This is a genomic window from Leisingera sp. ANG49 (genome assembly GCF_059694505.1).
Map to the genome: position 1 here is coordinate 95,614 of NZ_JCATZN010000001.1, position 22,038 is coordinate 117,651.

At 64.3% G+C, this 22,038-nt stretch carries 23 protein-coding genes; 11 read left to right on the plus strand and 12 right to left on the minus strand.

All coding sequences use genetic code 11. The features are described 5' to 3' along the window. The first annotated feature begins 246 nt into the window (after window positions 1–246). From AC58NV_RS00470 to AC58NV_RS00480, 3 genes are all read left to right on the plus strand, one after another. Complete coding sequence (locus tag AC58NV_RS00470) at window positions 247–1,140, plus strand: DMT family transporter (RefSeq protein ID WP_497225409.1); 894 nt, start codon at window positions 247–249, stop codon at window positions 1,138–1,140. Between the two features lie 185 nt (window positions 1,141–1,325). Then, complete coding sequence (gene eno / locus AC58NV_RS00475; protein WP_366659671.1) at window positions 1,326–2,600, plus strand: phosphopyruvate hydratase; 1,275 nt, start codon at window positions 1,326–1,328, stop codon at window positions 2,598–2,600. 162 nt (window positions 2,601–2,762) lie between these two features. After that, window positions 2,763–3,215, plus strand: coding sequence for an MEKHLA domain-containing protein (locus AC58NV_RS00480; protein ID WP_497225410.1), 453 nt, complete (start codon window positions 2,763–2,765; stop codon window positions 3,213–3,215). A gap of 349 nt (window positions 3,216–3,564) precedes the next feature. Here AC58NV_RS00480 and AC58NV_RS00485 read toward each other — a convergent pair whose 3' ends face one another. The 3 genes from AC58NV_RS00485 to AC58NV_RS00495 form a co-directional block, all read right to left on the minus strand. Next, complete coding sequence (locus AC58NV_RS00485; protein WP_366659666.1) at window positions 3,565–3,840, minus strand: glycine zipper 2TM domain-containing protein; 276 nt, start codon at window positions 3,838–3,840, stop codon at window positions 3,565–3,567. Window positions 3,841–4,108: 268 nt separating this feature from the next. Then, entirely contained in the window at window positions 4,109–4,558 is a 450-nt protein-coding gene (locus AC58NV_RS00490; RefSeq protein ID WP_366659664.1) for a GNAT family N-acetyltransferase, read from the minus strand. Next, entirely contained in the window at window positions 4,555–5,496 is a 942-nt protein-coding gene (locus AC58NV_RS00495; protein WP_497225411.1) for a nucleoside hydrolase, read from the minus strand. Before AC58NV_RS00495 ends, AC58NV_RS00490 begins: the two co-directional genes overlap by 4 nt. 265 nt (window positions 5,497–5,761) lie before the next feature. Here AC58NV_RS00495 and AC58NV_RS00500 point away from each other — a divergent pair, with 265 nt between their 5' ends. Then, the gene (locus AC58NV_RS00500; protein WP_366659660.1) at window positions 5,762–6,316 is read left to right on the plus strand and encodes a hypothetical protein; all 555 of its coding nucleotides are present in this window, start codon (window positions 5,762–5,764) and stop codon (window positions 6,314–6,316) included. Between the two features lie 77 nt (window positions 6,317–6,393). Here the strand turns inward: AC58NV_RS00500 and mazG are convergent, their stop codons facing one another. After that, window positions 6,394–7,209, minus strand: coding sequence for a nucleoside triphosphate pyrophosphohydrolase (mazG, locus tag AC58NV_RS00505; RefSeq protein WP_497225412.1), 816 nt, complete (start codon window positions 7,207–7,209; stop codon window positions 6,394–6,396). 63 nt (window positions 7,210–7,272) lie between these two features. Here mazG and AC58NV_RS00510 point away from each other — a divergent pair, with 63 nt between their 5' ends. The 4 genes from AC58NV_RS00510 to AC58NV_RS00525 all read left to right on the plus strand — a co-directional run bounded on the left by AC58NV_RS00510 (window position 7,273) and on the right by AC58NV_RS00525 (window position 10,356). Further along, window positions 7,273–8,439 carry a M20 aminoacylase family protein gene (locus AC58NV_RS00510; protein ID WP_497225413.1) on the plus strand — a complete coding sequence of 389 codons (1,167 nt, stop codon included), beginning with the start codon at window positions 7,273–7,275 and terminating at the stop codon, window positions 8,437–8,439. 139 nt (window positions 8,440–8,578) lie between these two features. Continuing rightward, window positions 8,579–9,526, plus strand: coding sequence for an agmatinase (speB, locus tag AC58NV_RS00515; RefSeq protein ID WP_497225414.1), 948 nt, complete (start codon window positions 8,579–8,581; stop codon window positions 9,524–9,526). A gap of 84 nt (window positions 9,527–9,610) precedes the next feature. Continuing rightward, window positions 9,611–10,039: a DUF1499 domain-containing protein gene (locus AC58NV_RS00520; RefSeq protein WP_497225415.1), complete on the plus strand. Its 429-nt coding sequence runs from the start codon at window positions 9,611–9,613 to the stop codon at window positions 10,037–10,039. A 113-nt stretch (window positions 10,040–10,152) separates the two neighbouring features. Beyond that, a complete protein-coding gene (locus tag AC58NV_RS00525) occupies window positions 10,153–10,356 on the plus strand; it encodes a hypothetical protein (protein ID WP_497225416.1) in 204 nt (67 codons plus the stop codon). 62 nt (window positions 10,357–10,418) lie between these two features. Here the strand turns inward: AC58NV_RS00525 and AC58NV_RS00530 are convergent, their stop codons facing one another. Beyond that, a complete protein-coding gene (locus tag AC58NV_RS00530; protein ID WP_497225417.1) occupies window positions 10,419–10,718 on the minus strand; it encodes a hypothetical protein in 300 nt (99 codons plus the stop codon). 60 nt (window positions 10,719–10,778) lie between these two features. Between AC58NV_RS00530 and prfA the strand changes: the two genes are divergently transcribed. From prfA to AC58NV_RS00545, 3 genes are all read left to right on the plus strand, one after another. Further along, entirely contained in the window at window positions 10,779–11,834 is a 1,056-nt protein-coding gene (gene prfA / locus AC58NV_RS00535) for a peptide chain release factor 1 (protein WP_497225418.1), read from the plus strand. A 2-nt stretch (window positions 11,835–11,836) separates the two neighbouring features. Beyond that, the gene (gene prmC / locus AC58NV_RS00540) at window positions 11,837–12,688 is read left to right on the plus strand and encodes a peptide chain release factor N(5)-glutamine methyltransferase (RefSeq protein WP_497225419.1); all 852 of its coding nucleotides are present in this window, start codon (window positions 11,837–11,839) and stop codon (window positions 12,686–12,688) included. Between the two features lie 213 nt (window positions 12,689–12,901). After that, window positions 12,902–13,579, plus strand: coding sequence for a DUF4167 domain-containing protein (locus AC58NV_RS00545; protein WP_497225420.1), 678 nt, complete (start codon window positions 12,902–12,904; stop codon window positions 13,577–13,579). A gap of 82 nt (window positions 13,580–13,661) precedes the next feature. Here the strand turns inward: AC58NV_RS00545 and AC58NV_RS00550 are convergent, their stop codons facing one another. The 7 genes from AC58NV_RS00550 to lptF form a co-directional block, all read right to left on the minus strand. Beyond that, the gene (locus AC58NV_RS00550; RefSeq protein WP_497225421.1) at window positions 13,662–14,444 is read right to left on the minus strand and encodes a pyridoxine 5'-phosphate synthase; all 783 of its coding nucleotides are present in this window, start codon (window positions 14,442–14,444) and stop codon (window positions 13,662–13,664) included. Between the two features lie 40 nt (window positions 14,445–14,484). Beyond that, on the minus strand, window positions 14,485–15,327 hold the full coding sequence (gene rsmA, locus AC58NV_RS00555; RefSeq protein WP_497225422.1) for a 16S rRNA (adenine(1518)-N(6)/adenine(1519)-N(6))-dimethyltransferase RsmA: 843 nt from the start codon (window positions 15,325–15,327) through the stop codon (window positions 14,485–14,487). An 85-nt stretch (window positions 15,328–15,412) separates the two neighbouring features. Beyond that, window positions 15,413–16,384: a 4-hydroxythreonine-4-phosphate dehydrogenase PdxA gene (gene pdxA / locus AC58NV_RS00560; protein WP_497225423.1), complete on the minus strand. Its 972-nt coding sequence runs from the start codon at window positions 16,382–16,384 to the stop codon at window positions 15,413–15,415. Next, window positions 16,381–17,640 carry a peptidylprolyl isomerase gene (locus AC58NV_RS00565; RefSeq protein ID WP_497225424.1) on the minus strand — a complete coding sequence of 420 codons (1,260 nt, stop codon included), beginning with the start codon at window positions 17,638–17,640 and terminating at the stop codon, window positions 16,381–16,383. The genes pdxA and AC58NV_RS00565 overlap by 4 nt, the downstream gene beginning before the upstream one ends. Next, window positions 17,625–19,805 carry an LPS-assembly protein LptD gene (locus AC58NV_RS00570; protein ID WP_497225425.1) on the minus strand — a complete coding sequence of 727 codons (2,181 nt, stop codon included), beginning with the start codon at window positions 19,803–19,805 and terminating at the stop codon, window positions 17,625–17,627. The genes AC58NV_RS00565 and AC58NV_RS00570 overlap by 16 nt, the downstream gene beginning before the upstream one ends. Continuing rightward, complete coding sequence (lptG, locus tag AC58NV_RS00575; protein WP_497225426.1) at window positions 19,789–20,892, minus strand: LPS export ABC transporter permease LptG; 1,104 nt, start codon at window positions 20,890–20,892, stop codon at window positions 19,789–19,791. The genes AC58NV_RS00570 and lptG overlap by 17 nt, the downstream gene beginning before the upstream one ends. Beyond that, window positions 20,889–22,016 carry an LPS export ABC transporter permease LptF gene (gene lptF, locus AC58NV_RS00580; RefSeq protein WP_497225427.1) on the minus strand — a complete coding sequence of 376 codons (1,128 nt, stop codon included), beginning with the start codon at window positions 22,014–22,016 and terminating at the stop codon, window positions 20,889–20,891. The genes lptG and lptF overlap by 4 nt, the downstream gene beginning before the upstream one ends. Between the last annotated feature and the right edge of the window lie 22 nt (window positions 22,017–22,038).

Genomic DNA, 22,038 nt, shown 5'->3' on the forward strand with positions numbered 1-22,038 from the left:
GGGTATGGAAACGGCAGGCGGCGCAATCCGTGGTACGTTTTCGTCAGGAAACCGGGGCGCGGCTGGAGCGCCGCGCGCCTGAAAACGGGAGCCGCCGTTCCTTAACATATATCATAACTCTTGATGATTGCCGTAACGACTTGTCATGGAGCGGGGTCGGAAACGGAGTTGCCGGTGCCTGGGCACTGGTGTTTTTTGCCCGGATGGCCCGGCATGCTGCCGGGACGAGATACGGGACGCGCGCACATGAACAACCTGCACGGCATTCTGCTGGTCATCGCCTCGATGGCGGCCTTCACGCTTGAGGACATGTTCATCAAGCAGTTGTCGGGCACTTTGCCGGTGGGGCAGATCCTGATCTGTCTTGGTATCGGCAGCGGGCTGGTCTTTGCGGTGATGGCGAAGTTGCAGGGGCACCGGCTGTTTGCGCCGCGGTCCTGGCGGATCAGGCCGGTTCTGCGGGCTGCAATGGAGGCCGTATCGGCGCTGGGGTTCGCCTCGGCGCTGGCGCTGGTCGACATTTCCACGGTCGCGGCGGTGTTTCAGGCGACGCCGCTGGTGATCACCATGGGGGCAGCGCTGTTTCTGGGCGAACAGGTCGGCTGGCGGCGCTGGCTGGCAATCTGCACCGGCTTTGCCGGGGTGCTGCTGATCATCCGGCCGGGGCTCGACAGTTTTGAACCTGCTGTTTTGCTGGTATTGATTGCCGTGCTGGGGGTTGCCGCACGGGACCTGATGACGCGGGTGATGGACAGCGCGGTGCCCTCCACCGTTGTCAGCTTCCAAGCGTTCCTGGCGGTCATTCCTGCGGGTCTGCTGCTGCTGGCCTTCACCCCCGGCGAGGCGCAGGTGATGGAGCAGAATGAATATCTGATGATGGCAGGCGGGGTGCTGTTCGGCGTTCTGGGCTACTACGGCATTGTCACCGCAATGCGGGTGGGGGATGCCTCGGCGGTGACGCCGTTCCGTTACACGCGCCTTCTGTTTTCGATCCTGGCGGGCGTGCTGGTCTTTGGCGAGCGGCCAGATACGCTGACCCTGACCGGGGCGGCGCTGATCATCGGCTCCGGCCTCTATACCTTTGTGCGCGAGCAGCGGCTGGCACGGCGGGCGCGCCGGGCGCTAGCGGCTGCGGCCTGACGCCCCGGGCCGGGTTCCGGCGCGCAGTTTTCCGCAGGCCTGTTGGCGCAAACAGCGCCTTGTTAGCCCTAACCTGTCGGATTTAGGTGTGTTAGCGATAACGTGCACGGTTTACATTTCTGCCGCGGCTGGTATGACGCTGGCAGCAAAACGCGCCGCTTTCAGGCCCAACCAAGGATGGACAGATGAGCACCATTATCGACATTCACGCCCGTGAGATCCTCGACAGCCGGGGCAACCCGACGGTTGAGGTCGACGTGATCCTGGAAGACGGCACCATGGGCCGTGCTGCCGTGCCCTCGGGCGCATCGACTGGCGCCTACGAGGCGGTGGAGAAGCGCGACGGCGACAAGTCCCGCTACATGGGCAAGGGCGTGCTGGAAGCGGTGGCCGCGGTGAACGGCGAGATCGCTGAGGAGCTTGTCGGCTTTGACGCCACCGAGCAGGTCGCAGTTGACCAGGCGATGATCGAGCTGGACGGCACCGAGAACAAGGGCCGCCTGGGCGCCAATGCGATCCTGGGCGTGTCGATGGCAGTGGCCAAGGCCGCGGCGGATTTCACCACCCAGCCGCTCTACCGCTACATCGGCGGCACCTCGGCCCGTGTGCTGCCGGTGCCGATGATGAACATCATCAACGGCGGCGAGCACGCCGACAACCCGATCGACATCCAGGAATTCATGATCATGCCGGTGGCCGCGGACAACATCCGCGAGGCGGTGCGGATGGGCTCCGAGGTGTTTCACACCCTGAAGAAAGAGCTTTCGGCGGCGGGCCTCAGCACCGGAATCGGCGACGAGGGCGGCTTTGCCCCGAACATCGGCTCCTCCCGCGAAGCGCTGGACTTCATCCTGAAATCCATCGAGAAAGCGGGCTACAAGCCGGGCGAGGAAATCTACCTGGCGCTGGATTGCGCGGCGACCGAGTACTACAAGGACGGCAAATACGTTCTGTCCGGCGAAGGCAAGAGCCTGACCTCCGAGGAAAACGCCGACTATCTGGCGGCGCTGGTCAACGACTATCCGATCATCTCCATCGAAGACGGCATGTCCGAGGACGACTGGGACGGCTGGAAGCTGCTGACCGACAAGATCGGCAACAGCGTGCAACTGGTGGGCGACGATCTGTTCGTGACCAACCCGGCACGTCTGGCCGATGGCATTGAGCGCGGCGTGGCGAACTCGATGCTGGTGAAGGTGAACCAGATCGGCTCCCTGACCGAGACCCTGAAGGCGGTCGATATGGCCCACCGCGCCCGCTACACCAACGTGATGTCGCACCGCTCCGGCGAGACCGAGGACGCCACCATTGCCGATCTGGCGGTTGCCACCAACTGCGGCCAGATCAAGACCGGCTCGCTGGCACGCTCTGATCGGCTTGCCAAGTACAATCAGCTGATCCGCATCGAGGAAGCGCTGGGCGAAGTGGCCGAATACGCGGGCCGCTCGATCCTGAAGTAAGCCAGCAGGCCAAGAGATTGGCGGGATAACCCGCCTGAAAGCCCCGCCTGTCTGGCGGGGTTTTTTGCTTTGTGCGCCAGCTGGTTCGCATGCAGAGCGGCTGGAAGAAAAAGCGGAGGCAGTCTATTGCTCCAGCGGGATTGTTCTTCAGAGGCGGCAGAGATGCAGGCACCCGGACCGGAAAACAGCTATCAATCCGCGCACGCAGAGCTGCTGCTGCGGTCCTTTGAACAAGCGACAGGCCGCGCGCTGCTGGACAACGCGGATGCCGAGGCGCTGTACCGCGCTCCGTTCCCGGTGCTGTCGCACAACACTGCCGCCGATCCGGTGCTGACCTATGGCAACCTGGCGGCGCAGGCGCTGTGGGAGTTGGGCTGGGAACAGCTGACGTCGATGCCGTCGCGGCTGACGGCGGAGCCTGCGCACCGGGAGCAGCGCGATGCGATGTTTGCGGAGATGCGGGCCAAGGGGTTCATCGGCAACTATGCAGGTGTTCGGATCAGCGCCTCAGGGCGGCGGTTCGAGATCCAGGGGGCGGTGATCTGGCCGCTGCTTGGCCGTGACGGGAAGAAACTGGGCGAGGCGGCAAGTTTCCGGGATTACGCGTTAATCTGACCCGATACCTGCCGGAAACAGCATATGTGGCCGGGATCACAGACGCTCACGCTGGCGTCATGGTAACTTGTTCTTGCGCGGCGCAGCAGGCGCTGCCGGAAAGGGGAACAGGCCATGACGATGCGGGCTTTGCGCACAGTGGCAATCTGTGCAGTTCTTTCGACCCTTCTGGGATGCAGCGAGCCGGGAACCTATCCGTTCAGCGGCCAGACCGCGTCACCGGATGATCCGGTCCAGCGGTTGAATCTTGGTGGTGAAATACGCTGATGCCAGGGAGGCGGCCTGACAGGCTGCATCCGGAGATCTGGCGCCCCGGCCGGGGGGCGGGCGCCAGATCGGGAATTTGTTATTAGCACGGGGCGGTGTAATAGGTGCCGTCGCCGCGGGAATAGGCGCACTGCCGGCTCTGGTTGTTTTGCGCAACCAGGGTGCCTGCGGCGGCGCCGCCAAGGGCCGCGATCAGGCGCCAGTCGTCGTCAGCCTTGAGCGCGTCGGCTGCGATCAGGCCGGCTGCGGCACCGCCTGCCACACCGGCAACGGTGCGCTGTTCCGGGGTCAGGTTGGTACAGGCGCCCAAGCCCAGTACAGCGGAACTTGCAAGTGCAGGGATCCAGCGGAAAGTCATTTGGTATCTCCATTTTCAGGTCGAAGGCGGCCCTATTGCGGGCCGCAGACGGGACTATAACGCCGAGCCTTGGGGGATGGTTCCGCATAAATGCGCGCGGCGGGGACAGCAGCGCAATTCTGCCGGAGGCGGGCGTTCAGCGGCGGGCTTTTGCCGGGGAGGGGTGGAAGGCCCGCCGCGAGATGCCGGGATCCGCGGCGGGCTGCGGCCCGGAGATCCGGTGATTTCCGGGCCTTCCCTGCAGGTGGGGCGCCTTTGCAGCGGAGTTTCAGAGCTCCTTGCTCATCAGGATGTAGTTTTTCCGCGGCTGGAAGCGGGTGCGCAAATAGAGCCGCTGGGCGGTCTCGTTGCCGCGGTCGACCTCAAGGTGCAGCGCGCGCATGCCGGCACTGGCCAGTGATTTCGGCAATTCGGTCAGCACTTCGGTGGCGATGCCGCGGCCGCGCACGGCGGGGCGGATGTAAAGCTCATCGACAAAGCCGTCCATGCCGCCGAATTCAACCGACCAGCCGAAGGTTATCACGATATAGCCGATCGGCGCCCGGGTCGGGCCGATCAGGTAGACGGCGCCGTAAGGGTGGCCGTTCAGCAGCGGCTCGATCCCGGCGCGGCGGTGCTCGTCGCTGCTGTCCAGCCCGGATTCGGCGTGGAAGGCGGCGACCAACGCCAGCACGGTGTCCAGGTGTTCGGGTTTGGCGAGATGCAGGGCGGCGCTCATAGGCGGGCGAGCCTTTCGGTCAGAAGATTGAAGAAGCCGTCGGCGTCCGCATCGCCGATGAACAGGGCATTTGGCTTGCGGTCCGTGACCCCCCACCAGTCGGCGACAGTCATGCCGAGGGTGAGGTCGGAGGCGGTTTCGATCTCGACATTCACGTGGCGGCCCGAAAACATCTCCGGCTTCAAGAGCCAGGCGATCACGCAGGGATCATGCAGCGGGCCGCCTTCGGAGCCGTATTTCTCCACATCGAAGCGTTCGAAGAAATCGAGCATTTCGGCGGTGAAGTGGCCGACCCGAGTATTGAGGGCGCGGATCGCCTCGACGCGCGGCTTGGTGGCCAGCACCTTATGTGTCACATCGAGCGGCATCACAGTGATCGGTGCGCCGGATCTGAACACGATTTCAGCGGCTTCCGGGTCGACGTAGATGTTGAACTCAGCCGCCGGAGTGATGTTGCCCACCTCGAAATAGGCGCCGCCCATCATCACGATCTCCTGCACCCGTTCGATGATGTCGGGCGCGGTGTTGAAGGCGGCGGCGATATTGGTGAGCGGGCCCAGGGTGCAGAGGGTGACGGTGCCCGGATCAAGCGCCCGCAACGTTTCGATGATGAAATCGACGCCATTGCCCTCGGCCACCGGCATTTGCGGTTCCCACAGCTCGGGGCCGTCGAGTCCGGTCTGGCCGTGCACATGTTCGGCGGTGATCAACGGCCGGGCAAGCGGCGCCTTGTTGCCGGCATAGACCGGCACATCTGTATGGCCCGCGGCTTCGCAGACGATGCGGGCGTTCTTGCTGGTCAGCTTCAGCGGCACATTGCCGGCAACACAGGTGATGCCGAGCAGGTCCAGTTCCTCAGGACTGGCCAGCGCCAGCAGGATGGCGACGGCATCATCCTGGCCCGGATCGGTGTCGATGATGATTTTCCTGGCGCTCATGTCGGCCTCCGCTGGTCGTGAGCCACGAGACTACGCGCAGTTCAGCCGGGATTGAACCGCTGCCGCGCAAACCTTTGCAAATTTCCGGAGATTTTCTGCGACGGAAGTTTGCCGCCCCCGCGTTTGCTTCCTATAGTTGCCTTACGCTGCGTCACGGGCGGGATGGCCCGCGGGCGAGGCAGTGACTGCCGGCCCGGATCGCGGGCCTTATTGGTACGGCATTGTTTGGCCGGAAACACATTGATTTGTATGGGGAAAACAAGACATGCCCAAAGAGCCCAAAGTTGTTGGCGACATCCTGAAAGACAAGAAGATGACCGCCGCCTACATGGATTATTGCAAGCGGCGCTACTGCCTGAACGAGTTCATGTTCACCCAGAATAAGGGCAATCCGGAATCGCTCTGGACCCGATACATGGACCAGAAGAAGGGCAAGGAGCCGGTCAACATCACCTCCAAGACCCATCTCGCCGCTAAGGCGCTGGCCGACAAGGGCGACTTCAAGAACGGCGACTGGAAGAAGATCATCGCGACCGGCAAGGATGAGGTCGTGAAGATGCTGAACAAGGACGTGATGGGGTTCACCGGCAGCGACGAGTACAAGAAATACGTCGCCGAAAACGGCATGGGCGATCCCAAGAAGGCGGCCAAGCTGCTGGGCATCACAGATGTGAAGAAGCTGAAAGACGTAATGGTCAACGTCGCGGTCGACGACAAGAAGACTGCCGAGAAGCTTTGGAAAGAGCTGATGAAGAAGGAAAAAATCATCGAGGACTACAAGGCAATGTCCTCGGCGCTGAAAAAGGCGAGCCTGGTCTGATTCCGGAGCCGGTGGGACCCGGTGGCGGGGCCGCCGGGATTTGAGTGTTCGGGGAAAGATGAAGGCGAGGGGCGCGCTCAGGCGCGCTCGTCGGCTTTGACCTGATCCCAGAGCGCGTCCATTTCCGCCAGATCACTGTCCTCGGGGCGTTTGCCGCGGGCGGCGAGCTTGGCTTCGACGCCTTCGAACCGGCGGGTGAATTTGGCGTTGGCGGCGCGCAGGGCGGCTTCGGGCTCAACCCCCAGATGGCGGCCGAGGTTGGCCATCACAAACAGCAGGTCGCCGAATTCCTCTTCGACTTCCGCATGGGAGAGGCTGTCGCGGGCCTCGACCAGCTCAGCGCATTCTTCGGTGATCTTGGCGATGACATTGTCGGCGGAGGGCCAGTCGAAGCCGACGCGGGCGGCGCGTTTCTGCAGTTTGTAGGCGCGCAGCAGGGCGGGCAAGCCGACCGCAACGCCGTCCAGCGTGCCCTTTTGCGCTTTTCCTGCGCGTTCGGCGGCCTTGATCGCCTCCCAGTCGCGGGTCTGCTGTTCGGCTGATTTCTCGCGGCTTTCGTCCCCGAACACATGCGGGTGGCGCGAGACCATCTTGTCCGACATCGTCCTGACCACGTCCTGGAAGGAGAAATGCCCGGCTTCCTGTGCCATCTGGGCGTGGAAGACCGATTGGAACAGCAGATCGCCCAGTTCCCCTTTCAGCTCATCCCAGGCTTCACGTTCGATCGCGTCAGCAACTTCATACGCCTCTTCAATGGTATAAGGGGCGATGGTGGCGAAATCCTGTTCGATGTCCCAAGGGCAGCCGGTTTCGGGATCGCGCAGGCGTGCCATGATTTCCAGCAGGCGCTCGATGCCTGCGGTCTGGTCGTGGATCAGGTCTGTTTCTTGCATTGCGGCTGCTCTTGTTCCGGTGTCAGATGCATCATCCCGAGTCTGGAGCAGGAGTCCACCCCGATGCCCGTTGTGAACCGTATTGCCGATTTTGCCGAGGAGATGAAGGCCTGGCGGAGGCATCTGCACCAGATCCCGGAGCTGGCGCTGGATCTGCCCAAGACGGCGGGTTTTGTGGCGGAGCGGCTGCGGGAGTTCGGGGTTGATGAGCTGCATGAAAGCATCGCGCAGACCGGCATGGTGGCGATCATCAACGGGCAGGGAGAGGGGCCGACCATCGGCTTGCGCGCGGATATGGATGCGCTGCCGATCCCGGAAGAAACCGGGGTGGAGTACGCCTCAGGCCACGCGGGCAACATGCATGCCTGCGGCCATGACGGCCATACCGCGATGCTGCTGGGGGCGGCGAAATACCTGGCGGAGACGCGCAATTTCCGGGGCCGGGCGGCGCTGATCTTCCAGCCCGCGGAGGAGGCGATCGGCGGCGCCCGCATCATGGTCGAGGAAGGCATCATGGAGCGGTTTGATATCGGCGAGGTCTATGCGCTGCACAACGCGCCCGGCCTGCCGGAGGGGCATTTCCTGACCACGCCAGGGGCGCTGATGGCGGCGGTGGACACGTTTCACATCCATATTCAGGGGAAGGGCGGCCATGGGGCGATGCCGCATGAGACCCGTGATCCGGTGATGGCGGCCTGCGGCATGGCGCAGGCGATCCAGACCATCGTCAGCCGCAATCACCACACGCTGGAGGATCTGGTGGTTTCGGTCACCCAGATTCACACCGGCACCGTCGACAACGTGATCCCGGACACCGCCTATATCAACGGCACCGTGCGCACCTTTAACCCCGAAGTTCAGAAAATGGTGATGCGGCGTATGAAGGAGATCGTCGCGGGGCAGGCGGCCAGCTACGGGGTCGAGGCGGAACTGGACTATGAGGTCGGCTATCCGGCCACCTTCAACGACGCGGAAAAAACCGGTTTTGCGGTGGACGTCGCGCGGGAGATTTCCGGCGAGTCCAATGTGGAAGCGGATGGCGGGCGCGAGATGGGGGCAGAGGATTTTGCCTATATGCTGCAGGCGCGGCCCGGCTCCTACCTGTTCCTGGGACAGGGCGACAGCGCCGGGCTGCATCACCCGAAGTACGACTTCAATGATGCGATTGCGCCGGTGGGGGCGTCCTTTTTTGCCCGGCTGGTAGAACGGGCGCAGCCGCTGAACGGGTAAGGCGCGGCGCCTCTGCACCACTCCTTGGGGCGGAGCCGCGGCGGCGGTCTCCGCCCTTTGACAGCCGCGGCGCAGGTGTTATTGCCGGAACAGGCAGCGGCGGGATGCATCTGCCGCCTTGGCGGAAACGTGAGAGACAATGACTGACTTCAATCAACCGATCAGCGGAAACGACCTGGCGCGGTTTTCCGGGCCGAACACCTATATGCGGCTGCCGCAGGCAACCTCGCTGGAGGGATTGGATGTGGCAGTGCTGGGGGTTCCGATGGACATCGGCACTTCCTGGCGGTCGGGCACGCGGTTCGGCCCCAAACAGATCCGGGCCGAGAGCGCGATGCTGCGGCCCTACAACATGGCGACCGGGGCGGCGCCGTTCGACAGCCTGAACATCGCCGATATCGGCGATCTGGCGATCAACACGTTTTCGCTGAAGGATTCGCTGCGCATCATCGAGGACAGCTACGACGCGATCCTGTCGGGCGGGGTGATCCCGGTTGCGATGGGCGGCGATCATTCGATCACCCTGCCGATCCTGCGCGCGATTGCCAAGAAATACGGCCCCGTTGCACTGATGCATGTGGATGCCCATGCCGATGTGAACGACGAGATGTTCGGCGAGCGCGAAACCCATGGCACGGTGTTCCGCCGCGCTTATGAAGAAGGGCTGATCGTCCCGGACAAGACCTATCAGATCGGCATCCGCGGGACCGGTTATGCCGCCACCGATTTTTCCGAGGCGCAGGGCTGGGGCTTTCAGCACTTCCCGGCGCAGGAGCTGTGGAACCGCTCGCTGCACCAGATGGGTGCGGAAATTCGCCGCGATATCGGCAATAGGCCGGTCTATGTCTCCTATGATATCGATAGTCTTGACCCGGCTTATGCGCCGGGCACCGGCACGCCGGAAATCGGCGGACTGACAACGCCGCAGGCGCTGGAGCTGATACGGGCGCTGAAGGGGGTGAATATCGTTGGCTGCGACCTGGTGGAGGTGTCGCCGCCTTATGATCCCTCGGGCAACACCGCCCTTGTGGGCGCCAACCTGCTCTATGAGCTGTTGTGCGTGCTGCCGGGCGTGCAAACAAAATAAGCGGTCCGGCCTGAACGTGAGGCCGGGGGAGGGCCGCGTGAGGAGGAGGCAAGGGGTGACCTTGAAACCGCATTGAGGCGGCTGATGCTGCTGGGCTGGCTGCTGCTGGCCGCGATTGTCGCCGGACTGGGGTTCATCCGGCTGGCGCCGAGCGATCCGCTGGATTGGAACACTCAGCCGGAGCTGAGCGAGGACAAGGAATTCCGCGGCGGCGTGTTCCGGGTGGTGCGCACCGGCCCGGACGGGCTGGAGCGGTTCCACCGCATCGCCAGCCACGCGCCGCGCACCAGCGTGCTGGCGGGCGGGCCGGATGACGGGATGGTGACCTATATCACCCGCACCCAGGTGCTGGGCTTTCCCGACTACACCACCGCGGCGCAGGACGGCGATCTGCTGAAGGTCTATGCCCGCCTGCGGTTCGGCCGCTCTGACCTGGGCGCCAACAAGGAGCGGATCAACGGCTGGCTGGCGGCGTTGGAGGATGCGCCGCAGGCTTCTGCTGCTGGGGAGTAAGCGGAGGCACCCGCCTGTTCGCTGGTTCTTCCGCCTTCGGCGGTAGAGCCTTAGTTTGTTGAGAAGCGCTTCAGGTGCCAGTTGGATTGCACCAGCCAGGGAGGACAGGCCGGTTGGATTATATTGCAGTGCTCGATCTTGGCGACGGGAGGCGGATACACTGCAGGGGTGTTGACGCGGCAAAATCCAAGTGGGCCCAGCACTATTCCCGCATCGATGACGCCACCATTGATGTATTCTACCCGATCAGTCTCGGCGGTGTTGTGGTGACCTATCGCTACGATGGCGAGCTGGAAAAATGGGTGAAGTCCAAATGAGGAGCGTTTCCAGGGTTCCTATTTTCTTTGTATGAACTGTAATGCAGCTGGGACGCAGTGAATCAGAGCCGCGGCAGCTCTGACGGGGCGCCTGAAATGCCGGGCAGCGGGGCCAGCGACGCTGACAGGCAGCTGCTTTGCACCTCGCGCCACATCGGCACGTTCAGCGACATCTGGCATTGCGCCATGAACATCCGCCCGTCCACCTGCAGGCAGCGCAGTTCGCCCAGTTCCACCCGGGCGCCCGATTTGTCGGTGCAGTAGCAGTCGATGGTCCTGCCGCCCGGTCCCTTCACATCCGCCAGCCCTACGCCGGGCAGGGTGAGGAGGATTGTGGCAATAAGGGCTCTGGCATGTCGCATGGGTCTAGCATATCACATGGGGGTCACTTGGCCAAAACATGAGCAACAATAGGCGCACCCATGGTCCCCGAAGAACGGCTGGAACAGATCCTGCAGCGGTTTCAGTATCTTGAAGCCGCTATGGCGGATGGTGCCGGGGGCGGGGATATTGCTGCTCTGGCCAAGGAATATTCCGACCTGCGGCCGGTGGCGGAGCAGGTGACGGCCTACCGCAAGCTGCTGGGCGATCTGGAAGAGGCCGAGCTGATGCTGGCGGATCCGGACATGAAGGATTTGGCCGCGGAGGAGATCCCGGCCTTGAAGGCGGCCATTCCTGAAGCTGAGCACGCGCTGCAGCTGGCACTGCTGCCCAAGGACGCGGCGGACAGCCGCCCGGCGATGCTGGAAATCCGCCCCGGCACCGGCGGCGATGAGGCGGCTTTGTTCGCGGGCGACCTGCTGCGCATGTACCAGCGTTATGCCGAGGGGCAGGGCTGGAAGTTTGACATCATCGAGGAGCAGGCAACCGAGCTGGGCGGCATCAAGGAAGTGGTTGCCCATATCAAGGGCGAAAACGTCTTTGCCCGCTTGAAGTACGAATCCGGCGTGCACCGGGTGCAGAGGGTGCCAACGACCGAAAGCGGCGGGCGCATCCATACATCGGCCGCCACCGTGGCGGTGCTGCCGGAGGCGGAGGATGTGGATATACATATCGACGCCAACGACATTCGTATCGACACCATGCGCGCGTCCGGCGCAGGCGGGCAGCATGTGAACACCACCGACTCAGCGGTGCGGATCACCCACTTGCCGACCGGGCTGGTAGTGACCTCGTCGGAAAAGTCCCAGCACCGCAACCGCGAGATCGCCATGCAGGTGCTGAAGACACGTCTTTATGACCTGGAACGCCAGCGGATCGACAGCGAACGCTCGGCGGACCGGGCCAGCCAGGTTGGTTCAGGCGACCGGTCCGAGCGCATCCGGACCTACAACTTTCCGCAAGGCCGCATGACCGATCACCGCATCAACCTGACGCTTTACAAGCTGGATCAGGTGATGGGCGGCGACCTGGACGAGATCATCGACGCGCTGACCGCGGACAATCAGGCGCGGCTGCTGGCCGAGATGGGGCAGTGAGCATGGCTGAGACCGCGGCACAGGCAATGGCGGCAGCAACGGCCAAGCTCCGGGCCGCCGGGGTGCCGGACCCGGCACGCGATGCGCGGGTGCTGCTGGCGCATGCGGCCAGGATCGAGGCCAGCCGTGTCACCCTGATTGCGCCGGAGGAGCTGGCGGCGGAAGTGGCGGAACGCTATGAGCAGCTGATCTCGCTGCGTGCCGTGCGGGTGCCGGTGTCGCATCTGATCGGCGAGCGGGAGTTCTACGGCCGCCGGTTTAAGGTCTCGCGGGATGTTCTGGACCCGCGGCCGGAGACCGAGATCCTGATCGAGGCAGCGCTGGCTGAACCTTACGCGCGGGTGCTGGATCTGGGCGTCGGCTCCGGCTGCATTCTGGTAACTCTGCTGGCGGAACGGCAGGAGGCCACCGCGCTGGGGGTCGACATCAGCGAGGCGGCCTGCCTGCAGGCCAGCGCCAACGCGGTGCTGCACCGGGTGGAGGCGCGCGCCGATATCCAGAAATCGGATTGGTTTGAAAATGTTGAGGGGCAGTTTGACCTGATCGTGTCGAACCCGCCCTATATCGCGTTGGATGAGATGGAGGGGCTGTCAGCCGAGGTGCGCGGGCATGAGCCAGGCATCGCCCTGACCGATGGCGGCGACGGGCTGGGGGCCTACCGGAAGATTGCCGCGCAGGCAGCCGCGCATCTGGCACCGGGCGGGCGGCTGCTGCTGGAAATCGGCCCGACCCAGGGCCAGGCGGTCAGCGCATTGCTGGAGGCAGCAGGTTTCAGTGGCATCGCGGTGCTGCCGGACCTGGACGGGCGCGACCGGGTAGTACGGGCGCATTCCCCCTCAAATTGCGGATTTTAACGCGAAAATCCGCAGATTCGGCCGAAAAAACACAGAAAATCCCTTTGGCCCCCTTGTCTGGGGCTCCGGAACATGGTTACTCAAGATGAGCCGTATGAGGTGAACGCTTTCCAAGCATTCCCGCGGCATCAAGCCCAAAAAAGCTAACGATCCGGCGCCGAGGCGCGCTGTACAGGGTCAACGGCGCATTAACTCAAGGCTTATGATAGGCATATGAGATCGTCCAAATCACGTTCACGCTCCAAGTCGAACCGGAATCGCCCGAACGGCGCCAATGTGGTCAACCGGGTGTTCGACAGCTCCGGCCCCGAAGGCAAGGTGCGCGGAACCCCGCAGCAGATCATCGACAAATACAACCAGCTGGCCCGCGACGCGCAGCTGGGCAATGACCGGGTTGCGGCCGAGAACTTCCAGCAGCACGCGGAGCATTACCTGCGGATGCTGAACGAGGCGCAGCGCGAGATCGAGGCGCGCCGCGAGGAACAGGAGCGCCAGAACCGCGAGCGCCAGGCCGAGCGCGACCGCGAGCGCGCGGAACGGCTGGAGCGCCAGGAGCGCGAGGCGGCAGCCACTGCCGCGGCAGACAGCGACCCGGCCAGCGCGCCGCAGCCGGAGGTGATTGATCCGCGCGGCGACAACGGCAACGGCCAGGACAGCGGCCTCGTCGAAACCCCGGAGAGCCAGAGCGCGGCTCCGGCAGAAGGCGGCGAGGAAGCGTCCCCGAAGAAAGCCCCGGCCCGCAAGCCCCGCGCCCGCAAGCCCGCAGCCAAGGCTGAGGGAGCTGAAGCGGCAGGCGGAGGCGGCGACGCCCCGGCGCTGAAGAAGCCAAGCCGGCCGCGCGCCAAACCGAAGCCGAAGGCAGAGGATGGCCCGGCAGAAGCCGCCGAGTAAGCGGGTTTCAGTCAGATATGCAAACCCCCCGGAGCCGCTGGCCCCGGGGGTTTTTCGTGAAGGCGGTCCGCTGTGGCGCCGTTCAGGCCTCGTGGCCAAGCACCCGCAAGTAGCGGCGGACAGCTTCGGGGAACCCCAGCATCAGGGCGTCGGCAGTCAGGCCATGGCCGATGGAGACTTCGGCCAGATCGGGGATGGCCTGGCGCAGGCCGGGGAGATTTTCCACGGTCAGGTCATGGCCTGCGTTCATCATCAGCGAGCCGTTGCCGTCCGCGGCCAACGCGCGGGCGGCGTCGGCGGTGTCCTTGATCTTGCCAAGCTCCTGCGCGACGGCACCGGACGTGGTTTGTTCTGCGTAGGGGCCGGTGTAGAACTCGATCCGGTCGGCACCCGCCTGCCGCGCCAGTGCGGGGTCAGCCGGGCTGGCGTCCACGAAGTAGGAGACTCGGATGCCGGCCGCCTTGAACTCCCCGGCGATGGGCAGGAGCATTTCGCCGTCGGCGGCAAAGTCCCAGCCGTGGTCGGAGGTGGACTGTTCCGGGGTGTCAGGGACCAGTGTCACCTGATGCGGTTTGTTTTCCAGCACCAGGTCGATGAAATGGCGGGTCGGGTAGCCCTCGATGTTGAACTCGGCTTGCGGGAATTCCTCGGCGATCAGCCGCGACAGGGCGGGCAGGTCGGAAAAGCGGATGTGGCGCTCATCCGGACGCGGATGCACGGTGATGCCGTGGGCGCCGGCCTGCAGGATGGCGCGGGAGATGTCGATCAGGTCGGGCCAGGGCACCTCGCGCCGGTTGCGCAAATAGGCGACCGCGTTGACGTTTACGGACAGGAGGGTCGGGCGCGGGGCGACGGGCTGGGTCATCGGGGAATCATGCTCCGGCAAGTTCTTTGGGGAATGAGGATCAGGCCTTGGCCACTTCGCGGGCCAGGGCGCAGAAGGCCTCGAGGCTCACTTGCTCGGCACGCTCAGTCGGCGGAATACCGGCCGCCGTCAGATGCGCCTCAATATCGGGCGAGATGCCCTTGAGCGAGGCACGCAGCATCTTGCGGCGCTGGTTGAAGGCGGCGGCCACCAAGCGGGACAGGATCGCAGCATCGGCCGGGAAACGCGGTTCCGGCAGGGCGTCCAGATGCACCACGGCGCTGGAGACCTTGGGCGGCGGGGTGAAGGCGCCGGGGGGCAGCGACAGCACGATCCTTGCATCCGCGCGCCACTGCGCCAGGATCGCCAGGCGGCCATAGGCCTTGGTGCCGGGCTGCGCCACGATGCGCTCGGCCACTTCGCGCTGGAACATCAGGGTGAGGCTCTGCCAGAAAGGCGGCCATGCTTTGGGCGTCAGCCAGCGCACCAGAAGTTCGGTGCCGACGTTGTAGGGCAGGTTGGCAGCGATGCGGATCGGCGGTGTGAGATGCTCCAGCGGGTCGATCTCCAGCGCGTCGCCGTTGATGACGTCGAAGCGGCCCGGATAGGCATCCGCGATCTCTTGCAGTGCGGGCAGGCAGCGCTGATCCTTCTCCACCGCCAGAACGCGGCGGGCACCTTCGGCCAGCAGGCCGCGGGTCAGGCCGCCGGGGCCGGGGCCGATCTCCAGCACGTCGCAGCCGGTGAGGTCGCCTGCCTGGCGGGCGATCTTGGCGGTGAGGTTGAGGTCAAGAAGGAAGTTCTGGCCCAGCGATTTGCGCGCCGACAGCTGATGGGTGGCGATCACCTCACGCAGGGGAGGGAGAGAGTCGATGGCGCTCATGTCATCTGGACCTTGGGACAGGGCGCGGGGGGGCGCGCCGGAATTTTCATGCCTCCGGCGGGGATATTTGCCGCCAGTAGAAGAATCAAGTGCTGGCGGCCATGGCTTGCGCCAGCTTCAGCGCCTCGATCAGGCTGGAAGGGTTGGCCTGACCTGTGCCTGCGATGTCGAAGGCGGTGCCGTGATCGGGGGAGGTGCGGATGAAGGGCAGCCCCAGGGTCACGTTGACGCCGCGGTCGAAGTCCAGCGTCTTGATCGGGATCAGCGCCTGGTCGTGGTACATGCAGACGGCCGCGTCGTAGCGCGCACGGGCGGCGGCATGGAACATAGTGTCGGCGGGGTGCGGGCCGGTGATGTTCAACCCTTCATTCTGCATCTCAACGACCAGCGCGTTGATCCAGTCGAGTTCTTCGCGGCCCATGGCGCCGCCTTCGCCTGCGTGCGGGTTGACGCCCGCAACTGCGATGCGCGGCGCGGCGATGCCGAACTGGCCGCGCAGGCCTGCGGCGGTAATTTCAACGGTTTCGCGCAGGAGGCCCGGGGTCAGCACCGTTGGCACGTCCGACAGGGCAATGTGGATGGTGGCAGGCACCACCCGCAGCTGCTCGCTGGCCAGCATCATCACCACGCGGTCCCGGCCCGCAAGAGACGCGAGGAACTCGGTATGTCCGGGGTAAGCAAATCCTGCGCCGTCAATCAGCGCTTTCTTGTGGATGGGGGCGGTGCAAACGGCAGAGGCTTCACCCTGCTGGACCAGCCGCACGGCGGTTTCGATGGATTGGATGACACCGGCGGCATTGGCCGGGTCAGCGGTCCCCTTCGCGGCGCTGCCGCCGAAGGCGAGCGGCATCACGGGGAAGTGGTCCGCGCAGGCTGCCGCGGCCTCTGCCGGGGCGGCGATTTCCTTGACCGGGGTGCCGGCGGGCAGGTGGCGCGGGTCGCCGATCCAGAAGAACGGGCAGGCGGCGCGCAGGGTTTCCCAGGCCTTGACGGCGATCTCCGGGCCGATGCCTGCGGGCTCACCGCAGCTGAGAGCAACAGGCCCGGAGGAGGTCATTTGATGTCGATCCGGGCGTCTGCGCGCAGCTGTTCCAGGAAGCTGTCAGTCAGCGAAGTCAGCCGCTGCCCGGTAAGCGCATTGGCCACGGTTTCGCGGTTGGCGCCTTCACCGAGGTCGGCAGTGCGGCCGCAAAGCATCAGAACCATCAGCGTCTGGCCGTTGTTGCGGGTCAGCGCGGTGGAGGTTTCGCTGGGGTCGAGCTTGGCCAGTTCCAGCGCAATGTCGCGGGGGATGTCCGCGGGGGGCAGGCTTTGGATGTCCAGCACCGAAGGGTCCTGGCCCTGCGCCAGGCCGTAAAAGTCCTCGCAGGTGTCGACTCTGTTCACGACCTCCTGCGCTGCAGTCAGGCTTTCCGGTGTTCGCCCGCCGGGCAGGTAGTAGGTGGCGTATTCGATTGCGGTATAGCGCGGAGCGGCGCCCTCGACCTCACGCACGCCGCGCATCTGGAACAGTGCCACGGCGTTTTGCAGCGGCAGCGGTTCGGAAATCTCACCCGGCTTCAGCGCCAGCACGATTTCCTGCAGCTGGGGCGGCAGTTTGGTCAGCGGCATCCACGGCAGGCGGCCGCCCTCGTTGCGGCTGGCTGCGGCGGAGTACTGAGTGGCTGCGGCGGCAAAACTGTCGTAGCCTTTGAGCTGCGAAACCTGCTCGATCAGCTCTTCGACCTGAGCTGCGTTCTGCTCGTTGATCGGCACGATGAATTCGCTCAGCAGCACTTGGACGCTGCCGGTGCCTGCAGCCCCCATGGCACGATCGATCTCTTCCGGAGTCGGCCGGGCCTGGGAGAGGAAACGGGCGCGGGTATACTCGCGCCAGCCCAGGCCGATCTTGGTAAAATCGCGTAGGGTTTGCGGGGCGACACCCTGCTGCTGAAGCGCGGTCAGGAAGTCGTTCAGCGACAGGTTGGCGCGGCCCGCCAGTTCTTCCATGCCGGCGGTGACATCCTCGTCGGAGAGTTCAATACCCGCCTGTTCCAGCACTGCCAGTTTGAGGCGGTCGTTGATCAGCTCATCGCGGGCGGTCTCCAGCGGGTCGCCCGGAACCCGCAGCGCCGACTGGAAGCGGGCGCGCTGTTCCAGCTCGTAGCGGGTGATGACCTCGTCATTCACGGTGATAGCGGGAGCAAAAAGGTTCTGTGCCGCTGCCGGCAGGCCGGTCAGGGAAAGACCCGCGGCCAGCGCCAGTGCGGCTGCGGATTTGAGAGCACGGGAAAGGAAGGGAGCCGGGAACCGGGTATTCACGTCTTGCTGCATGACCGCCTGTACTGTTTGTTGCCGCTCTTCACGGAGAAACCGCTGAGCGAGATGGTAAAGCCGAAATCCGTTGTCGGCTCAACACTTGTTGTTGAGGTATAGCGGCGGTTGACCGAAAGGTCGACCGTTACGCATTCGTTCTGGTAAGCCAGTCCTAGGCCTGCGCGTGTTGCTTGGGCGCCGGAAATGTCATATCGCAGCCGGGCGCTGGCGGACCAGCTGGGGTTGATATCGTAGCGCCCGTCGACCCAGATTTCCGAGCTTTCCTCTGTCCGGTCCTCGTCCGGATCGGTGCCAAGCCACAGGTAGGTGCCGGAAAGGCTGTACCGTTCGGTGTGCCAATCGCCGCGGACTTCGGCCTTGGAGAAGTTCAGCGAGCCGTTCAGCAGACCGCGGCTGGAGATCGCCAGACCGTCGCCGAATTTGATCTGGCCGGCCAGCAGCAGGTCCGAAGATGTGCCGCTGAGGCCCGAGCTCTTGGTGAAGCGGGCGTCGTCTTCGCTGCGCAGGACCTGACCGATGGTGGCATAGGCCTGCCAGCCATTGGGGGAATAGCGTGCCCAATTGGTGCCATAGACCAGGGTAAAGCCATCTTCGCGCGCATCGGTCGATGGGAAGCGGGACAGCGACAGCAGATTGCCCTGGTCGAACTCCACAAACCGGCTCTCCTCGCTGACCACTTCGCCGCCGCCCTCGTCCCGCCAGCCCAATTGCAGGATCGGCTCCAGGTACTGGGTGGCGCCGCTGGCCTCGCGCCGGGTCATCGGCAATCGGAACGTCAGCCCGCCGCGCGGTGTCAGGCGGGTGACGTCTTCGGTGAAAAAGGCGTCATCGTAAGCCCGGAAGGCATCGGCAGCGGCGCCAAGCTCAGCCTCTGCCAGGAGGCCGTAGCCAAGCTTCCAGGTGCGGTTCCAGCTGAGATCGGCCGTCAGCCGGGCCAGGTCGCGGCCATTGCTGTCTGTTTCGGTGGCTTCGATGCTGGAGCTGCGGTGGTGGCCGTGGCCCTGAAGCGTGAAGCGCATTTCGCCGCCGGTCAGGGCAGGGAAATAGCGCTTCTGATAGAAGGCCTCTGCAATGCCGGAAGGAATGTCGCTTTGGACCTCGCTGTCGCGCAGGGTCTTGTAATGGGTCAGCGATAGGTGGAACAGGCTGTCGCGGCGGATCCGGTCCAGCTCCGCCCGCGATCGCAGGCGGTCGAGATCCGGCAGGCCGTAATCTTCGAGATAGGCATCATCCGAGACCGCCTTGACGTCAAACGTGAAGCGGTAATCGCGCGGCAGGTCGAACTGGCCTTCACCGAAGATGTAGCCGCGGTCCTGATCCGGGTACAGATCGTCCCGGGTATAGGCGCCGTTGAACTCGATCCGGCCGCGCCGGAACGCCTGGCGGTAGCGCAGGTCCAGGGTTTTTGTGCTGGACGAGATATAAGGTGCCAGGGTCAGATCCCTGTGCGGGCCGAACGTGAAGAAATAGGGGATCTTCAGCCCGGTGCCGAGGTTCGAAGTCGAGCGGACCGAGGGAACCAGAAAGCCATTGGCCCGTTCCAGCGAGGGGTCCGGCAGGCGGATTGCCGGGAAGTAGAAGACCGGCACATCCAGCACCCGCAGCTGGGCGCTCTCAAAATAGAGCTGCCGTTCCAGCTGGTCGTGGGTCACTCGTTCGGCGCGGATCTGCCAGAGCGGCGGGCGGCCGTCATCGCAGACATGGCAGGAGGTGACGGCGGTCTTGTAAAGCTGCGTGTAGCGGCCGCTAACCCGGGTCATCTGCAGCGAGGCCAGCTGCAGCTGCTGCTGGAACACCATGCGGGCTCCGGTCAGCAGGCCGTTGCGCAGATCCTGGTCCAGCTCCGCGGCATTGGCCAGAATGGTGATATCGCCGTTCTGGTCAATGCGGATCGGGCCTTCGATCTGCAGGGTGCCGGTGGCCTGGTCAAAGGTGATCTTTTGAGCGCGCAGCCGGATATTGCCTTGGAAGGCTTCGACATTGCCTTCTGCCACCAGGGTGCGGTCCGGGGTGATGAACACCTGGTCGGCAACCAGCATCGCGGGCTGGGCCGGATCCGGCGGCACGGCAGTCTGGGCTTGCAGGGCAGGGGAGGACAGCGCCAGCCAGGGCAGTACGGCGGAAAGCAGCAGGGCGCGGCGCAGATTACCCGTCTTCGGCATGGAGAAGCAGTCCCAAGGTCAATAAAATTGCGGCAGCAGGCGGCGCCCAGGCGGCAAGTGCCACCGGAATTTGCCCGTTCTCGCCAAGGATTTGCGCGAAATTGCGGATGAAATAAAGCCCAAATCCCAACAGAACCGCCATCAGCACCGCCAGGCCGGTGCCGCCGAAGCGGGCGTGCCGCATGGTGAAGGAGGCACCGACCAGAACCATGGCTATCAGGAACAGCGGCCGGGCCAGTTGTGCCTGGAACTGGACTTCATACCGCTTGGTGGTGAAGCCCGCGGCGGACAGCTCGCGGATGGTGGAGGGCAGATCGTAGATCGAGATGCCGCTGGCCGAGCCCAGCGTATCGCGAATGCGGTCCGTTGTCAGGGTTGTGGGCAGCTGCAGCTCATCATGCTGAGCAGCGCCGGTTTCCGGGTTGATGCCGGCCGTCAGCGGCCAGACCTTGGCATTGGTCAGGATCCAGTTGCTGCCGTCCAGCCGGGCGCTGTCGGCATTGATGCGGCGCACCGGCCCGCCGGCATTGGAATAGGCATGGATTGAGACGTCAAACAGTGTGATGTCGGCGCTATCGCCACTGTAGCCCTTGGCGTGAATGACCGACTGGCCGCGGAGTCCGCCCTGGCGCAGCCACAGCCCTTCGCCGCTGAGCGACAGCGCCGAGGGGCCGCCGTTGTGGTAAGTCTCGGCCAGATCCTGATAGCGGTTGGCAGTGGCGGCTGCGATCGGGTTGAGCATGGTGACAGCGAGGCCGCCGATAACGGCGGCCATCAGCACCGGCGCCGCGAGGGCCCTGATGCCGGACCGGCCGATGGCACGGGTAACCACCAGTTCGCTGCTGCGGGCAAGGCCGACAAACAGCACGATGGTCGACAGGATCATGATCAGCGGCAGGAACTCGCTGAGCGCTGCAGGGATGTTCAGCAGCGTCAGGCCAACCAGCTGTGCCAGGCTGAGGTCGACCGCTTCGAAGCGGCGGACCTGCTCGTTCAGGTCGATCAGCACCACTAGCGTCATCAGTACCGCAACGATCACCAGGAACCACTGCAGGAAGCGGCGGGCGTAGTAGATATCCAGCTTCATGCCGCGGCCTCCGGCGTCCGGGCCCGGATCCGCTTCGGACGGGCAGACAGGATCAGAAAGATCAGCGCTACAACCAGGCCCAGCAGGGCGGGCACGTAGATCAGCGGCCACAGGCCGGGATTTTGCAAGACCGGTTCAGTGACAACACCGCGCAGGCCCTCGATGAAGATCAGCACGACGAAGGCGAGGAAAGCCTGACGCCAGACCCCGAAGCGGGAGAAGGTGCCCAGCATCAGCGCGGAGAATCCGATCAGCGCTACCGCGACACAGACCAGTGCACGGGCAAAGCGCAGGTGCAGCTCTTCGGCCTGGGCGCCCGCGGAATAGCCATCGCTTTTGGTAATGGCTGCGGTGCTGTTAATCAGCTCGAGGCTGGGAATGGCTCGGATATTGCGGGCGGGGTTCTCAGCTTTGCGGGCCAGGGAGCTGATATCATAGGAGAAATCCGAGAAGAAGGTGGTCGAAAGCCGCTGTGTTTCGTGGTCCAGCCGCTGCGCCATGCCTTCGACCATGATCAGATGCGCGCTGGCGCCATCACGCACCAGAAAGGCACGCGCGCCTGTATAGGTCACTGTCAGCGCCGGGTCGCGGCGGTCCGACAGGAAGACATCGTTCAGGGTACCGTCCGGGTCGATCTGGCGGATGTAGAAGGTGACCCCGTCTGCAGGGTGCAGGAAGTCGCCCTCACTCAGCAGCTTGGCGGTGATGTTACGGGAGACCTCGCTTTCGCGCACTTCCAACTGGCTGATCGAGGCGGGCAGCAGATAGTGGGTCAGCGCCGACATCATCAGCGCGGTGATGATGCCGAATGCCAGAGCAGGGCGGGCCATCTGCCAAGGGCTGGTGCCTGTGGCGCGCAGCACGGTCAGTTCGCTTTCGCCGTTGAGCCGGTTGGTGACCCAGACCGCGGCGCCAAAGGCGGCGATCGGCAGCACCATGCGGATCAGGTTCGGCAGGGTGAGCGCGGTGAATTCCAGGAACACCAGCGCGGACTGCCCGTTGCCGATCAGCGTATCAAACAGGACAACCGCCCGGTTGACCCAGAACACGGCCACCAGAATCAGGGCAAAGAAGCCAAAGAAGAGCAGATACTGTGACAGCACATATCTGTCGTAGCGTGACACCCGATCCCCCCAGATCTTGCCA

What these genes read in the sequence shown, in the direction of transcription:
- AC58NV_RS00510 (WP_497225413.1), top strand. Translation starts at nt 7,273, where the DNA reads ATGCCCGTTGTGAACCGTATTGCCGATTTTGCCGAGGAGATGAAGGCC.
- AC58NV_RS00545 (WP_497225420.1), top strand. Translation starts at nt 12,902, where the DNA reads ATGAGATCGTCCAAATCACGTTCACGCTCCAAGTCGAACCGGAATCGC.
- rsmA (WP_497225422.1), bottom strand. Translation starts at nt 15,327, where the DNA reads ATGAGCGCCATCGACTCTCTCCCTCCCCTGCGTGAGGTGATCGCCACC.
- AC58NV_RS00480 (WP_497225410.1), top strand. Translation starts at nt 2,763, where the DNA reads ATGCAGGCACCCGGACCGGAAAACAGCTATCAATCCGCGCACGCAGAG.
- AC58NV_RS00565 (WP_497225424.1), bottom strand. Translation starts at nt 17,640, where the DNA reads ATGCAGCAAGACGTGAATACCCGGTTCCCGGCTCCCTTCCTTTCCCGT.
- eno (WP_366659671.1), top strand. Translation starts at nt 1,326, where the DNA reads ATGAGCACCATTATCGACATTCACGCCCGTGAGATCCTCGACAGCCGG.
- AC58NV_RS00470 (WP_497225409.1), top strand. Translation starts at nt 247, where the DNA reads ATGAACAACCTGCACGGCATTCTGCTGGTCATCGCCTCGATGGCGGCC.
- speB (WP_497225414.1), top strand. Translation starts at nt 8,579, where the DNA reads ATGACTGACTTCAATCAACCGATCAGCGGAAACGACCTGGCGCGGTTT.
- pdxA (WP_497225423.1), bottom strand. Translation starts at nt 16,384, where the DNA reads ATGACCTCCTCCGGGCCTGTTGCTCTCAGCTGCGGTGAGCCCGCAGGC.
- lptG (WP_497225426.1), bottom strand. Translation starts at nt 20,892, where the DNA reads ATGAAGCTGGATATCTACTACGCCCGCCGCTTCCTGCAGTGGTTCCTG.
- mazG (WP_497225412.1), bottom strand. Translation starts at nt 7,209, where the DNA reads ATGCAAGAAACAGACCTGATCCACGACCAGACCGCAGGCATCGAGCGC.
- prfA (WP_497225418.1), top strand. Translation starts at nt 10,779, where the DNA reads ATGGTCCCCGAAGAACGGCTGGAACAGATCCTGCAGCGGTTTCAGTAT.
- AC58NV_RS00520 (WP_497225415.1), top strand. Translation starts at nt 9,611, where the DNA reads ATGCTGCTGGGCTGGCTGCTGCTGGCCGCGATTGTCGCCGGACTGGGG.
- AC58NV_RS00530 (WP_497225417.1), bottom strand. Translation starts at nt 10,718, where the DNA reads ATGCGACATGCCAGAGCCCTTATTGCCACAATCCTCCTCACCCTGCCC.
- AC58NV_RS00490 (WP_366659664.1), bottom strand. Translation starts at nt 4,558, where the DNA reads ATGAGCGCCGCCCTGCATCTCGCCAAACCCGAACACCTGGACACCGTG.
- AC58NV_RS00550 (WP_497225421.1), bottom strand. Translation starts at nt 14,444, where the DNA reads ATGACCCAGCCCGTCGCCCCGCGCCCGACCCTCCTGTCCGTAAACGTC.
- AC58NV_RS00570 (WP_497225425.1), bottom strand. Translation starts at nt 19,805, where the DNA reads ATGCCGAAGACGGGTAATCTGCGCCGCGCCCTGCTGCTTTCCGCCGTA.
- prmC (WP_497225419.1), top strand. Translation starts at nt 11,837, where the DNA reads ATGGCTGAGACCGCGGCACAGGCAATGGCGGCAGCAACGGCCAAGCTC.
- AC58NV_RS00485 (WP_366659666.1), bottom strand. Translation starts at nt 3,840, where the DNA reads ATGACTTTCCGCTGGATCCCTGCACTTGCAAGTTCCGCTGTACTGGGC.
- AC58NV_RS00500 (WP_366659660.1), top strand. Translation starts at nt 5,762, where the DNA reads ATGCCCAAAGAGCCCAAAGTTGTTGGCGACATCCTGAAAGACAAGAAG.
- AC58NV_RS00495 (WP_497225411.1), bottom strand. Translation starts at nt 5,496, where the DNA reads ATGAGCGCCAGGAAAATCATCATCGACACCGATCCGGGCCAGGATGAT.